This is a genomic window from Ignavibacteria bacterium, assembly GCA_017302895.1.
In the GTDB taxonomy this organism is placed as follows: Bacteria; Bacteroidota; Ignavibacteria; order Ignavibacteriales; family Ignavibacteriaceae; genus UTCHB3.
Map to the genome: position 1 here is coordinate 360,638 of JAFLBV010000003.1, position 14,092 is coordinate 374,729.

The following is a 14,092-nucleotide window of genomic DNA, read 5'->3' on the forward strand; positions in this document are numbered from 1 at the left end:
CATTTACAGTCTTGGAATGACCTTTTATGAAATGCTTGCCGGTCAACTTCCTTTCACAAAAGATCAGCGTGAGAACCCGGGAGCACTAACCCTTAGAATCTCAAGTTCTGAACCATTTCCGCTTCCTTCAAATTTCTATCCGCACATCCCCAAAAGAATTGAAAACATCGTTATGCGGATGCTGGAGAAGGATATCAACAAACGGTATTCATCTTTGAAGGAGGTTTTGAACGAACTACTGCAGTTTGATCTCTCCGACCCCGAACGCACCCTGATGGAAGAATACGAAAAAACCGTTGCGTTCGATCCCACGATTCTCACACAAGGAAAACGGTCGGATTCTGATGTTTCCACTTCCGCATCAAAATCTTCAACCCTGCAGGATAAACCGACAAAGGAAATGACCTGGGCAGAAAGACAAGAGAGAGCAAGAGTACTCGAGGCGGAACACAGGGAAAAAATACGACTCGCAGAAGAGGAGAGACTACGCAAGGAGAGGGAAGAACAGGAGGAAATAGAAAGAGCTCGGCTGGAAAGGGAGAGAAAAATTGCCGAAAAAAAAGCGATGAAAAAAAAGTTGATACTTGGAACAGGGATGGGGGTGATTTTTGTAATTTTGCTAATTGTGGGATACAATGTGTTAAATAATTATCTTAAAGAGAAGCAACTTTTAGATGAAATAGCTGAATATGAGAAGCAGATTGCGGAAGAGAAGGCTGCACATGAGAAGCAACTTTTAGATGATCTCAAGAATAACATGGTAATAGTAGAAGGTAAGACATTTACGCAGGGGGACAAAAGCTGGTCAAAATTTGAGATTGCAAAAATCGAAGTGACCCAGGAATTATGGGAGAGTGTAATGGGTAGTAATCCATCGAATTCCAAGGGGGATAAAAGACCTGTTGAGCTAGTTTCATGGAATGATGCAGTTGAGTTTTGCAACAAGCTTAGTGAGAAGGAGGGCTTGCAGAAGGCATATTCAGGAAGCGGAAGCAGCATCATTTGTGATTTCAATGCAAAGGGATACCGACTGCCAACAGAGGCAGAGTGGGAATATGCAGCGAAAGGCGGAAGCCAAAGTAAGGGCTATGAATACAGCGGGAGTAACAACATAGATGAGGTGGCATGGTATGAAGGTAACTCAGGAAGAGAGACTCATAAGGCGGGGAAAAAGAAACCTAACGAACTTGGTGTATATGATATGACAGGAAATGTCTGGGAATGGTGCTGGGATTTGTACAATAATTCTTCCTTTCGTGTGGCTCGTGGCGGCGGTTGGGGCAGCGATGCGGGGTACTGCCGTGTTGCGGGCCGTGACAACGGCACACCTGGGTTCTGGAACTACGCTCTTGGCTTCCGGTTAGTGAGAACAAAAAATTAGTTTCCCGCAGGGATTATTTCCCGACGGAGTCGGGTTAACTTCCGCCGAGGCGGATTACCCTGTGGAGAAAAAATAGAGGACCTTAGGAGCCGAATATTCAGGGGCGTTAGCCCTTCGAATTTTTTTGAACACGATATTCAGGATGGAAAAGAATTAAAGGAATGCGGTAAAGAGCCCTTGTGGCGACATCTTTTTTGAACACGATATTCAGGATGGAAAAGAATTAAAGGAATGCGGTAAAGAACCCTTGTGGCGACATATGGATAAAATTAAGAAAATTTTTTTATACAATCTCTCATGAAAAATATGGGGGGGGGTAATAAAAAATTCTATCCACATGTCGCCCGGAGGGCTTTTTTGATCTTGGTTTCCATGTTTCTACCCACATGTCGCCCAAGGGCTGATATAGAAATTTCTCTTCCCGGGAATGAATTCCCTGGCTATTGGTTTTCAAACCTCAAACTTCTAACCTCAAATTTCATTTGAATTTTACCTGAACCACTCCTGAAGTAAGGACGGTTTCGGAGCAATCTCTGACATATACCCGGAACCAGCCGGACTGGTAGAAGGTTACCTGTTTGTAGAACCATGCCCAGTCTGGTTTTGTATCCATGGATATGGTAGTCTCGTACGACTCGTAATCTTCTTCAATTCGATAGATTTCGAAGGAGACTTTTTCGCAACTGACTGTATAAGGAAGTTTGACGAGGAAGTAGAAGTAACTGCCGTTTGCGGAGATGCTAAAAACTTCCGAGGCTTTTATTGGAGCACCTTTCTCAGTGACACCCTCACAGAAGGTTATTGATTGCGAAAAGGTTGCTGTGGTAAGCAAAAAAACGAAAAGGAAAAGATATCTTCTCATAAGGGACCTCATGAAAATGGTTAATGATTAAAAATAATTATTCCCCTTTCTCAAGTTAGTAAAAATAATTGTAATATTTTCGTTGCCGGAACATCGATTTTTCAAACTTTTTTCAACAGACATCATCTTTTCAGCCGAAGCAGGTGATCCAAAATCAGTAAATTCACATCCAGGAATCAATTCAAAAATAATAACTCAAAACTGATAACTCCAGCCACTTTTCTCTTGCTCATGGCTTTAATTATCTTTATTTTTTAAATCGGTAAATAAATATTAAGTGAAGATCATGGAATTTCTTACAGGCAAATTGCATTTCCAGACAAATGGAAATTCGGACATAAAAGATTTAACTGCTGATGTGGAAAAATTAATCCAGGAAAACGGTTTTACTGAGGGGAGTGTCCTCCTTTTTATACCCGGGTCCACAGCAGCGCTAACGACAATAGAATTTGAACCGGGGTTGTTGAAAGATTATCCCGAGTTTATGGACAGACTGGTTCCCTCGGGAAAGATTTATCATCACGATATGACCTGGCATGACGGAAATGGACATTCACATATCCGCGCTGCCCTGCAAGGACCGTCACTTCATATTCCCTTCATCAAAGGTAAACTGACTCTCGGTACCTGGCAGCAGGTAATTTTCATCGATTTTGATACCCGTCCCAGAGAAAGAACGGTTGTTTATCAGTTTATTGCGAAGAGAGAAGAGTAAAAGAGGGCTGAAGGCTGAAGTTTGAAGTTTGAAGTCTGATTAATGGATTTTTTGAAATAAAAAGTAAGATAAAATGAAAAAAGTAATTATTGCCCTGTTGTTGTTTGTATCAGGAATTTATGCACAGGAACTTGAGTGGACGCCATATTTTGCCACTCCCGAGGATTCGATTGTAATTATATACGACGCTTCAAAAGGAAATGCGGGCTTGATGAATGTTTTCCCGATTTATGCCCACACGGGAGTGATCACGACGGAAAGCACAAGTCCCGCTGACTGGCGATATGTAAAGACTAACTGGGGACAGAACACTCCCGAGACACAGCTTTCATTCGTTGGCGGAACGAAATGGAAAATTGCATTCAAGATTCGACAATATTACAATGTCCCTGCGAATGAGACGATACTTCAGCTTGCTTTTGTTTTCAGAAATGCAGCCGGAACCCTGACAGGTAAGACCGCGGATGGTGGCGACATTTTTCTTCCACTCTCGCAGCCGGGTCAGACCGCAGCAATACTTCAACCAGCGGTTTCGGGGATAATTGCACAAAATACTTCCGTTCCCGTTCTCGCAATAGGAGCTGCAGGAACTCAGACCATGAAACTGTATGTGAACGACTCTGAAGTGGCTTCGGTAAACAACGATTCGATTACTTACCAGCTTACCGCATCCCAGATCGGAAAAACCAGAATTAAAGCAGTTGCGATCTCAGGATCAGGCGGCATGGGATACGATTCGGTTTATTATGTGGTAAGAGGAGCAACCCCTGTGCAGGCACTTCCCGCCGGTGTAAAGGATGGAATAAACTACACCTCCTCCACTTCGGCAACGATGGTGCTGTATGCTCCGACCAAGCAGTTTGTTTATTTGATCGGAGATATGAATGGCTGGGAAATTGACCCGGCATACGAACTTTACAAGACGCCTGACGGATTCCGGTACTGGGTTACCATGAACGGTCTGACTCCGGGCAAGGAGTACAGGTTTCAGTATTTCGTGGATAACGCCATCAAAATCGGCGACCCTTATTCTGAAAAAGTGCTTGACCCCTGGAACGACAAATATATTGACAGCGTAAGATATCCCGGCTTGATTCCCTATCCTGTCGGTCTCACCTCAAATGTTGTCTCTGTAATGCAACCCGGGCAGACACCTTATCAGTGGCAGGTGACCAATTTCCAGAAGCCACCCAAAGAGAAACTCGTGGTATATGAGTTGCTCATCAGGGACTTCACTTCGGAACAGACATACAAGTCGATCACCGACACCCTCGGATACCTGCAGAGACTTGGAATCAACTGTCTCGAACTTATGCCGATAATGGAATTTGAAGGGAACAACAGTTGGGGCTACAACCCGATGTTCCATATGGCAGTTGATAAATGGTACGGACCGAGAAACGAACTTAAAAAACTGATCGACGAAGCCCACAAAAGAGGCATCGCAGTTGTTTTGGATATGGTGCTCAATCACGCATTCGGGCTTAATCCGATGGTTCTTCTCTACTGGGATGCTGCCAATAACAGACCTGCTGCCAACAGTCCATGGTTTAATCCAATAGCGAAACATCCTTATAATGTCGGCTATGATTTCAACCATGAGAGTCAGGCAACAAAAGATTATGTGGACCGTGTAAACAGATTCTGGATAGAAGAATACAAGTTTGACGGCTTCAGATTCGATCTTTCAAAAGGATTTACACAGACCAACAGCGGTAGCAATGTCGGTCAGTGGGGGCAGTATGACCAGTCGCGTATCAATCTTTTGAAGAGAATGGCGCAGCAAATCTGGACAGTTGACCCCAATTCCTATGTAATTCTCGAGCATTTTGCTGATAACAACGAGGAAATTGCTCTCGCAAATGAGGGAATGATGCTATGGGGCAATCACAACTCTAACTACAATGAAGCCACAATGGGATGGCACGACAACAACAAATCGAATTTTAGCGGTATTTCCTGGAAAAACAGAAATTTCAGTTCCCCGAAACTTGTCGGGTACATGGAATCGCACGATGAAGAGAGAACGATGGCGAAAAACCTGCTGTATGGTGCTTCGAGTGGCGGTTATAATGTGAAAAGTCTTTCGACAGCCATTGCAAGAGAGAAACTTGCCGGCGCGTTCTTCTTTACTGTCCCGGGTCCGAAAATGATCTGGCAGTTTGGAGAGCTTGCTTATGATGTCTCGATATTCTATCCTTGTGGTACTGACGCATGCAAGACAGACCCAAAGCCTGTCAAGTGGGAATATTACAACGACAGCAGAAGGCTCAATCTATATAAAACCTGGGCGGAACTAATAAAGCTCAAAAAGAACTACGACGCTTTCAGCAGTACGGATTTTATAATCGATGCCGCTACTGCACTGAAGACTATCAAGATAAATCACTCGCAAATGAATGTGGTTATCACGGGCAACTTTGGTGTTACAGAGGCGAACTACAATCCCGGTTTCCAGAACACAGGGAAGTGGTACGATTTCTTCTCAGGTGACTCCATGACCGTTTCCGATGTGAACATGTCAGTTTCGCTCCTTCCGGGTGAATTCAAAATTTACACAACCATGAAACTTCCGACTCCGGAACCGGGGATAGCCACCTCGATTTTCGAAAAAGATGAAAACGAACTTCCTGTGGATTTTAATCTGGATCAGAATTTCCCGAACCCTTTCAATCCATCGACAAAAATCAGTTTCAGCATTCCACAATCGGGGATGGTAAATCTGGCAGTCTACAATTCTGTTGGTGAGCTTGTGAAAGTGCTTGTGAATGAGCAGATGTCGCAGGGGAAGTACAATGTCGATTTTGACGGAGCGGGACTTTCGAGCGGAATTTACTTCTACAGACTCGTCTCAGAGGGAACTGTTCTGAGCAAAAAAATGATCCTGTTGAAGTGATTTTTCGGGAACTGATAAAAATTGTGAATAGAATAAACCTGAGGAGTGTTTGAGACAGAAGTTGATATTCTTCATCATTTTGGGAGCATTTTTATTTTTTCATGGGTGTAAGACTACACCCCCTGTTAAAATTGAAGATGATGTTACCGGTGGAATTGTAGTAAAGGGAAGTCCCGCGGGGGCTGCAATTTTCCTTGACGGTGTAAATACCGGAAAGACACTTCCCGATACACTTCTTGCCAAAGCAGGAACACATGCATTAAGAGTTGAGAAGGACGGGTATGTCTCCGAGACTCGAAATGTTGTCATTGGAGCATTCTCACTTGGAGAGGAGACTTTCAATCTTGCGCCGGTAACGGAGCAAAAGCTTGTGATTATTGAAGATTTTGCCAATGTCAGTTGTGTCCCCTGTGTCACTTCGAACAGGATATTGCGTTCACTCGAGACCGGTACTCTTCTCGATAAAAATGTCATAATGATCAAGTATCATGTTAGCTACCCTTCCCCTCAGGATCCCTTTTATCAAGCGAACAAGGCTTCGATTGATACTCGGGCTCAGTTTTACAAAATATTTTCCACGCCGACCACATACATAGACGGGAAACTAAAACCCGTATCAAGCGATTCAAATCAGATAAAACAGTATGTTGATCAGCAGCTTGGTGCTCCTGCACGCTTCAGGATGAGCATCAAAGATTCCACTTCGGGAGGAGTTCTGTATTCCACAGTGAATATAAAAGTCCTCGACCTGCCACAGGTTGATTCAAATGAGACAGTCCTGCATGTTTATGCAGTTCAGACTGAAACTTCATTTTCAACGCCACCGGGTTCAAATGGTGAAACTCTCTTTCATAATGTGGTTCGCGGCTTTCTTACCGGTTCGGGGGGTATAATTCCTCATCTTACACAAAATGGCCAGGACATCAGCTTCAATCTCGCAATTGCCATCAACAGCGGCTGGGATTTGTCGAAGCTTAGAATTATTGCATTCCTGCAAAACAAAACCACAAAAGAGATCTATCAGTCAGCAATTTCTAAAAGATAACTTAAAAGATGCGTAAATCAGTTTTATTGGCTTTGGTTATTCTGCTTTTTCCGGCGGTAACCGAGGCACAGACATTTGAATTCACACCAAATCATACAGTTCTGAACGATTCACTTGGGAGCGAGCTTGTCTTTGAATTTACTTTCAGAAATTTGACCAACTCCCCGCAGACGATTTATATAGTACGAACGCAGGAGAATCTGCCTCATCAGGACTGGACATCGTCAATGTGTTTTGATTTGGGATGTTTTGCCCCGTTTGTGGACAGTGTTGCGACCACCCCCGATTTCTCAAGTTCACCGCTTCAACCGATGGAAACCAGAGATTTTTCGGTACATATTTTTACTTCAACAATTAATGGAACAGCGACAGTCACCGTTAAAGCGGTGAACATGAACCAGCCTGCAGAATTTTATACAGTTGAGCTCACGGGAAGAACAATCCCCGTATCGGTAGAAGATGCTGCCATCGTTACCGGTTTCAGGCTTGATCAGAACTTCCCAAATCCCTTTAATCCCTCCACTTCCATTTCATTTAAACTCGCTAAGAGTTCCGATGTGTCGCTGACAGTTTATAATTCGCTCGGTATCAAGGTGAAGGAAGTCTTGAATGGATATATGGTAGAAGGTGAACACCGTGTAAACATTGATGCAAGTGACCTTTCATCCGGGGTTTATTTTTATCAGCTTAACGCTGGTGATCTTGTTACAACCAGAAAAATGATACTGGAGAAATAATGCTGAAGTCTTTATTCCTGTTTTTATTTCTTTTGGCAACCGGACTTTTTGCTCAGGATGGTCAGAAGGCTCCCGGTTTTTCATTGGAAAACCTTGAGGGGGAGACTGTCGCATTAAGTGACAACACTGACAGCAGTGTGGTTCTCCTCAGTTTTTGGGCAACCTGGTGCAAACCGTGTATGGAGGAGCTGCCGCATATCGAGAAAATTTATTCGGAACTATCAGGCAAGGGACTGAAAGGATATGCGATATCGGTAGACGGTGAGAGATCAGTGGCAAAAGTTGAGCCCTTTGTAAAATCGAAGAAAATGACGATTCCCGTTCTCCTTGATACAAACGGAGATGTGGCAAGACTCTTTTATGCAAAGGATGTTCCCCATACAGTTTTGATCGACAAAAAGGGTGAAATCGTTTATTCTCATTCGGGTTATAAAAAGGGGGATGAGATACAACTGAAAGAGAAGATAATCGAATTGTTGGGAAGCAAATGATGAATAAATTTTTACTGCTTCTGTTGACCATACCTCTTACAGTTTTCACACAGGATTTTCCCGCTCCCAAACTTCCGAAGGGGGTTACAATTCTAAACCAGACAAAAGCTTCGTATGATTTTGAGAAAAAGATATCGATATTTGAGGACTGGTTGAACCTCGACTACAGATACGAAAATTTCTCGGCGGGTATCAGATATGAATCATTCCTTCCAAACGACCCGAGTCCTGCAATCAGCAGAGGGAAGGAAAAATATTCCGATATTGCTTATAAGTACTTTACTGTAAATTTTGGCGACAAAAAGACAAATTTCGAAATTACCGCGGGAAACTACTATGCCCTGGTTGGAAGAGGCATGGTGCTAAGAAGCTATGAGGACAGAAATCTCCGGCTTGACAACAACCTGCAGGGCGTTTTGGTTAAGGCAGGTTACAGGAATTTCAGACTTACAGCGCTCGCGGGTTCTGCAGCCAACTCAAACAACGAGAGAAAAGATGTGCTTTATCTTGCTGATCTCGAATACCGCGGACTGAAATGGCTAAAGGGAGGTGTGACACTTGCTTCGAACAAACCCGAATTTGATAATGTTTCCAGAACAGACATTGGTTCATTGCGTCTTGAGACATCTTTTGGTGCATTTGACGGATACTTCGAATACGCTGTAAAGAAGAATTCCGACATTCAGAACGCTGTTTTTAACAGCTCGGAAAGTTTTGCCGGCAAGGGCATTTATGCATCCGCTTCATACTGGTACGACATTTTTTCGATAACAGGCGAATACAAGTATTACGACAATTTCGGTTTCAGGTCGTTTGATCAGACGATAAATTACAATCAGCCCCCGGCCACCCGGAAAGATTACAGCTATCAGCTCTTCAACCGTCATCCTTCCACACTTGATGCTGACAATGAGCAGGGTTATCAGGTGGAAGCAACTGCCAATCTAAGCGACAATTCCTCTCTGCTTCTACAATTTTCAGAGACAAAAACTCTCGACAAGGATTCATACATTCAACGAATTTACGGACAAAGCCTTGAGCCTCGAGTCAAGCTAAGAGAAGTTTTTGGACAGTATTCAAACGAGTGGTCAGAAAAATTCAAAACCACAATTGCACTTGGTTACAACGAGGAACTCGACGAAAATACAAAAAACTACACCGGTGTTTTGGATATCAGATATTCAATTGACCCCCGAAACACCCTGAGATTTATTTTCGAACATCAACAGTCGAACAACAGGACCACACTCGAGGATTATTTTTCCGATGTTTTCACGATGGAATATTTGAGATCGCCAAAATATTCGATTGCACTTGTTGCAGAAATGAAGACGAGGGAGCCGATTCCCGGAAATACTGTCAGAACACTTTGGAGTTATGTTCAAGGGACGATCAAGATTGGGGAACACACCGACCTTAGCCTGCTCGCCGGGTCGAGAGAGGCAGGGATAATCTGTATCGGAGGTGTTTGCCGGTATGAGCCCGAATTCAGAGGTGTGGAGATAAAGATGGTGAACAGGTTCTAAAAGAGTTGTTCGGCTGTTAAATTTTGATTATTGGTGATAAAAATTTTGTAAAAAGCGATTTCTTTCTTAATATTGCATCACACAATTAAAAAAATGACTCCTTCAATGTTTAACTTTTCCGGTACAAAGAGCCAAAGGAACAGAATTTGATACGGTTTATCCTTTTACTGATTTTTATTGCTGCCATTGGAGTGATTTATTACCTCCTTTTGGATGGATATGGTGGACCGTTTGAGGGATTCATGAACAATTACGCTCTTGAGACCACCGGTGTAATAGCAGCATATTTTTTAAGCGTTCTCTTCAAACAAGTAAGCGGGAATAAATTTGCCAAGGCATTTATCATATTCCTCTTCGCTTCCATCATCGAGATTGCCCAGTTGTTGGACATAAATCTGTTTGGGTCGGTATTTGATCCTCTCGATTTTGTATTTTATGCTTTGGGACTCGGATTTGCTCTCTTCATTGATACACAGGTGATTCCCCGTCTCGACGGCACTTACGAAAAGATAAAATTTTAATCACAAAAATTTAATTTCAAATGAAAAAAGTGCTCAAATATGCCGGCATTTCGCTGGTTGCCATCTTTTTGGTTATTCAGATATTTCAGGTTGACCATACCAATCCCGAGGTAAGGTCTGAACCGCCATGGGATTCACCGCGGACGAGAGAGCTGGCTAAAAAAGCCTGTTTCGATTGTCACAGTGCCGAGACAAACTGGCCCTGGTACTCATACATTGCACCGGCATCGTGGAAGGTTTATAACAATGTGAAAAATGGCAGGCGCCACTTTTATTTTTCAGAGTATCCTGTCGGTACCAAAAAACCTGAAGAAGCAATTGAGGAGATAGAAAAAGGAAGCATGCCTCCTTCTGACTATTTACTGCTCCATTCCGAAGCGAAATTGACTCCCCTTGAAAAAGCGGAATTGATTAAAGGTTTGAGAGCCACTTTTGGTTTGGATAAACAGGGAGGTCAGAAAACCGGAACCGAAGTCAAGCAGGACAACAAAGAGCTTAACGGTCGGGAAAAAAGAGAAATGGAAGAAGCCAAAGGAAAATAGCTTCCGGTCAGGATGATATTAAAAAGGCTGCCTCCGTAACTGAAGGCAGCCTTTTTTTTTGAGAATGCTATTTGGATTTGTCGGGATATTTTACTTTACCCGGTTTTTTTGGAGGATTCGCTTTCAGTGCATCCAGGATAAGGTCGATTGCTTTGTTGAGCTGTTGGTCGTTCCCTTTCGCGAGTTCGTGAGGGTAGTTCTCAACATCATAATCAGGATCAACACCGTAGCCCTCGATTCCGAGTTCTCCCGTAATCTCACGGTAACCGAATGAAGGAGCTGTAACCGAACCGCCATCGATTAGCGGGGGAGTGCCGGTGATGCCGACGAGACCGCCCCATGTTCTTTTACCTACAATTTTACCGAGACCTGCAGCTCTGAAGTATGCAGGGAATGCATCTCCGCCGGAACCTGACCAGCCATTAACCAGCATGACTTTTGGTCCAAAGTTGCCGACGAATGGTGTCTGCCAGTCCTCGAAGCCGTTTCTTACCCAGTAATTGTAGAGCTTTCTGTTTAAGAGTTCGATGAACCTGTCGGGAATCTGACCACCACTGTTAAATCTTTCATCGATGATGAGAGCATCCTTGTTTACCTGTCCCATAAACTGGCGGTAGAGGTCTGTCTGCCCGTCAATTCCGGTGCTAGGCACATAGATGTATCCGACTCTGCCGTTTGTCTTCTCATCGACATATTTCCTGTTTTTTTCGATCCAGGCATAATATCTGAGTGTCTGCTCATTGCCAAGAGGTTTTACGAGGATATCCCTTGCACCTTCTTTCCCAGGAGAGGAGTTGATCGTGAGGATAACCGTCTTGTCTGCCAGACCCTGGAAAGCTTTCCATGGATCAGCTTTCATGTCGAGTGCCTGACCATTTACGGCGATGATATAGTCGCCCTCTTTCACATTAAGACCGGGAGCTGCAAGAGGTGATCTTACTTCGGAGGCATCCCATGGAGCGGTTTCATAGATTTTGGCGATTTTGTAGTAACCTGCTTTTTTGTCGGCTTCGAAATCACAACCGAGTACGCCGACTGAGGTTGATTTTGGATTTTCGAGATCGCCGCCATTAACATAAGCATGTGAAACATTTAATTCGGCAATCAGTTCACCGATAACATAGTTCAGGTCACTTCTGCTAACGATGTATGGAAGGAGAGCTTCATATCTTTTGCCCATTTTTTCCCAGTCGAGGCCGTGCATATCGGGGTCGTAGAAGAAGTCCCGTTCGATTCTCCATGCCTCCCTGTAGAGCTGTTTCCATTCTTCTCTTGGGTTGATGGTAGCGGTCATATTGGAGAGATCGAGCTTGCCGTCGGCAATTTTGGCCCCCGGAGCCGGGTCAATGATGGAATAGGCACCTTCGGGGGTTTGTACCATGATTTTTTTGCCGTCGGCAGAGAGTCTGAACTGGCTGACTCCCGAAGTAATTTCCTTCTGCTCTCTTTTATCAAGATCGAACTGGAAGAGTGTTCCACCGGTCATCCACGAATCGGCTTTCGGGAACTGGACATAGAATACTTTTCCCTCGGCAGCAGCAAGTGAGCCGGCATTGCCAAGTTTCTTGATGAGGACAGTTCTTTTTTCGATGTTGTCGAAGTCGATCTTTACAGATTTTTCTTCTTTTTTAGCCTCATCTTTTTTTGGTTCATCTTTTTTAAGAGTGTCCTTTTTAGCCTCATCCTTTTTCTCTTCCTTCACATCCACTTCGTCATTTTTTGGAGCGAAGATGTCTTTCACATCGTTACGAAGAGTCATTGCATAGAGGTTGACCGAGTTGTGGTAGATCCAGGTATTGTCCTGGTCGGAGTAGGTCGGTTCAAAGTTTTTCAGACTGTAGAAGTAGAGGTAGTCACCCTTTGGATCGAAGACCGGATTTGCACAATTGTAGAAATCAGAGGTGATTCTCTTTGCTTTTCCTTCATCCATGCTGTAAACAAAGATAGCCGAAGTGCCGTACTGAACCCGTTTGTCGTATGCAAGCCACTTACTGTCGGAACTCCAGGCAAAGGTGAAGAAATAGTTGAATTCATCCTTGTCGATTTTTGTCAGTTTGTCGGGAGTAATCGAGTAGATGTAAATATTGCCAAAGTTGTCATTGAAAACAATGTTTTTACTGTCAGGAGACCAGACAATACCCTGTTTGAAAGCCACACCGGTTTTGGTGAGTTGTTTTTCGCTCCCTTTTCCGTCAGCCTGGTTGATGTAGAGTTCATACTCACCCGATTTGTCGGAGAAATATGCAATGTGCTTTCCGTCGGGCGACCAGGTTGGTTCTCTTTCGGCAACACCGGAGGAGTTTGTCAGATTTCTGGTAACACCATCTTTTGCCGGGACAGTCAGAATTTCACCGCGGGCTTCGAACACAGCTCTTTTGCCGTCGCGGGAGATGTCAAAATTAAAGATCATTTTTGAAAGATTTTTCAAAGCGGGACGAACCTGCGGGAGATCGGAAGGGATAGTAACCTTCACTTCGGTAGATTTCCCGGTTGTCAGATTAAGAACAAAAAGCTTGCCTCCGTTCTCGAAAACGATGTCGCTGTTTCCGCCTGAGGGCCACTTAACATCATATTCATCGTAGAAAGTATATTGTTTCACTTCCTTTGTTTTTGTGTTATATCCCCAGATGTTCAGCTTTTTATTGTTATCGCGGTCGGACAGGAAATAGATTATATCGCCAATCCACATCGGGATACCATCGGAACCGTCGAAGTCGGTGATTTTTTCGGAAGTGTTGTTCTTAAAATCGTAAATCCAAATGTCACTTGCCATACCACCGCGATACCTTTTCCAGGTTCTGCTTTCGACGGCGAGAGTCTGGAAAGCAATTTTTTGTCCATCAGGGCTGACAGATGCAAACTCGCCATATTCGAGAGGGAGAAGTTCGGGCATACCTCCTGCCACTGACTGTCTCCAGAGTTTGTTGTATCTGTAAGAAGGGGAGTTTTGCTGTGAGCGGAAGAGGATGTTCTCTCCGTCAGGATACCAGTCGTTCACCAGATCAGGTGTCGGATTGTGGGTGAGCCTTTCAGGGACCCCACCTGTTGCGGGTATCAGATAGACATCCGCATTGCCGTCATAATTTCCGGAGAAGACAATTTTGTCCCCTTTGGGTGAAAATTTTGCGTAGATTTCGTTCCCCGGTACAGAAGTCAGTCTAATCGCTGTACCTCCTGTTTTGGGAACCGTGTAGAGGTCGCCGGCATACTGAAAGACAATTTTGTCTGCAGAAATGTCAGGGAACCGGAGCATCAGAGCATCAGGTGTGTGGGACTCCTGAGAGAATACGAGACCCGTGAAGGTCAAAAACAATAAGGGAAGAAACGCTTTTTTCATTGGTTTTTGTCCTGTTAAATAAAAAAAATCCCATGAGGG

General features: G+C 43.9%; 11 protein-coding genes. 9 read left to right on the plus strand and 2 right to left on the minus strand.

What is annotated here, in order from left to right; all coding sequences use genetic code 11:
• The first annotated feature begins 172 nt into the window (after window positions 1-172).
• Window positions 173-1,381 (plus strand): formylglycine-generating enzyme family protein, encoded by a 1,209-nt coding sequence (locus tag J0L60_13745; GenBank protein ID MBN8547190.1) that lies wholly within the window; start codon window positions 173-175, stop codon window positions 1,379-1,381.
• Window positions 1,382-1,859: 478 nt separating this feature from the next.
• Here J0L60_13745 and J0L60_13750 read toward each other — a convergent pair whose 3' ends face one another.
• A complete protein-coding gene (locus J0L60_13750; GenBank protein MBN8547191.1) occupies window positions 1,860-2,243 on the minus strand; it encodes a hypothetical protein in 384 nt (127 codons plus the stop codon).
• Window positions 2,244-2,529: 286 nt separating this feature from the next.
• Here J0L60_13750 and J0L60_13755 point away from each other — a divergent pair, with 286 nt between their 5' ends.
• From J0L60_13755 to J0L60_13790, 8 genes are all read left to right on the plus strand, one after another.
• Window positions 2,530-2,958, plus strand: a complete 429-nt coding sequence (locus tag J0L60_13755; GenBank protein MBN8547192.1) for a YjbQ family protein — start codon at window positions 2,530-2,532, stop codon at window positions 2,956-2,958.
• A 73-nt stretch (window positions 2,959-3,031) separates the two neighbouring features.
• Window positions 3,032-5,854, plus strand: a complete 2,823-nt coding sequence (locus J0L60_13760) for a T9SS type A sorting domain-containing protein (protein ID MBN8547193.1) — start codon at window positions 3,032-3,034, stop codon at window positions 5,852-5,854.
• Window positions 5,855-5,903: 49 nt separating this feature from the next.
• Window positions 5,904-6,899 carry a PEGA domain-containing protein gene (locus J0L60_13765; GenBank protein MBN8547194.1) on the plus strand — a complete coding sequence of 332 codons (996 nt, stop codon included), beginning with the start codon at window positions 5,904-5,906 and terminating at the stop codon, window positions 6,897-6,899.
• 8 nt (window positions 6,900-6,907) lie between these two features.
• Window positions 6,908-7,636, plus strand: a complete 729-nt coding sequence (locus tag J0L60_13770; GenBank protein MBN8547195.1) for a T9SS type A sorting domain-containing protein — start codon at window positions 6,908-6,910, stop codon at window positions 7,634-7,636.
• Window positions 7,636-8,127: a TlpA family protein disulfide reductase gene (locus tag J0L60_13775; protein ID MBN8547196.1), complete on the plus strand. Its 492-nt coding sequence runs from the start codon at window positions 7,636-7,638 to the stop codon at window positions 8,125-8,127. The genes J0L60_13770 and J0L60_13775 overlap by 1 nt, the downstream gene beginning before the upstream one ends.
• The gene (locus J0L60_13780; GenBank protein ID MBN8547197.1) at window positions 8,127-9,653 is read left to right on the plus strand and encodes a hypothetical protein; all 1,527 of its coding nucleotides are present in this window, start codon (window positions 8,127-8,129) and stop codon (window positions 9,651-9,653) included. Before J0L60_13775 ends, J0L60_13780 begins: the two co-directional genes overlap by 1 nt.
• A gap of 146 nt (window positions 9,654-9,799) precedes the next feature.
• The gene (locus tag J0L60_13785) at window positions 9,800-10,174 is read left to right on the plus strand and encodes a hypothetical protein (protein ID MBN8547198.1); all 375 of its coding nucleotides are present in this window, start codon (window positions 9,800-9,802) and stop codon (window positions 10,172-10,174) included.
• A 20-nt stretch (window positions 10,175-10,194) separates the two neighbouring features.
• The gene (locus J0L60_13790) at window positions 10,195-10,716 is read left to right on the plus strand and encodes a heme-binding domain-containing protein (protein ID MBN8547199.1); all 522 of its coding nucleotides are present in this window, start codon (window positions 10,195-10,197) and stop codon (window positions 10,714-10,716) included.
• Between the two features lie 67 nt (window positions 10,717-10,783).
• On the opposite strand, the gene J0L60_13795 is transcribed toward J0L60_13790, so the two are convergent.
• Window positions 10,784-14,053 (minus strand): PD40 domain-containing protein, encoded by a 3,270-nt coding sequence (locus tag J0L60_13795; protein ID MBN8547200.1) that lies wholly within the window; start codon window positions 14,051-14,053, stop codon window positions 10,784-10,786.
• Window positions 14,054-14,092 lie beyond the last annotated feature (39 nt).

Bases quoted from the DNA above. Each gene is read 5' to 3' on its own strand.
- J0L60_13745 (MBN8547190.1), top strand. From the start codon at position 173: ATGCGGATGCTGGAGAAGGATATCAACAAACGGTATTCATCTTTGAAG.
- J0L60_13750 (MBN8547191.1), bottom strand. From the start codon at position 2,243: ATGAGAAGATATCTTTTCCTTTTCGTTTTTTTGCTTACCACAGCAACC.
- J0L60_13755 (MBN8547192.1), top strand. From the start codon at position 2,530: ATGGAATTTCTTACAGGCAAATTGCATTTCCAGACAAATGGAAATTCG.
- J0L60_13760 (MBN8547193.1), top strand. From the start codon at position 3,032: ATGAAAAAAGTAATTATTGCCCTGTTGTTGTTTGTATCAGGAATTTAT.
- J0L60_13770 (MBN8547195.1), top strand. From the start codon at position 6,908: ATGCGTAAATCAGTTTTATTGGCTTTGGTTATTCTGCTTTTTCCGGCG.
- J0L60_13775 (MBN8547196.1), top strand. From the start codon at position 7,636: ATGCTGAAGTCTTTATTCCTGTTTTTATTTCTTTTGGCAACCGGACTT.
- J0L60_13780 (MBN8547197.1), top strand. From the start codon at position 8,127: ATGAATAAATTTTTACTGCTTCTGTTGACCATACCTCTTACAGTTTTC.
- J0L60_13790 (MBN8547199.1), top strand. From the start codon at position 10,195: ATGAAAAAAGTGCTCAAATATGCCGGCATTTCGCTGGTTGCCATCTTT.
- J0L60_13795 (MBN8547200.1), bottom strand. From the start codon at position 14,053: ATGAAAAAAGCGTTTCTTCCCTTATTGTTTTTGACCTTCACGGGTCTC.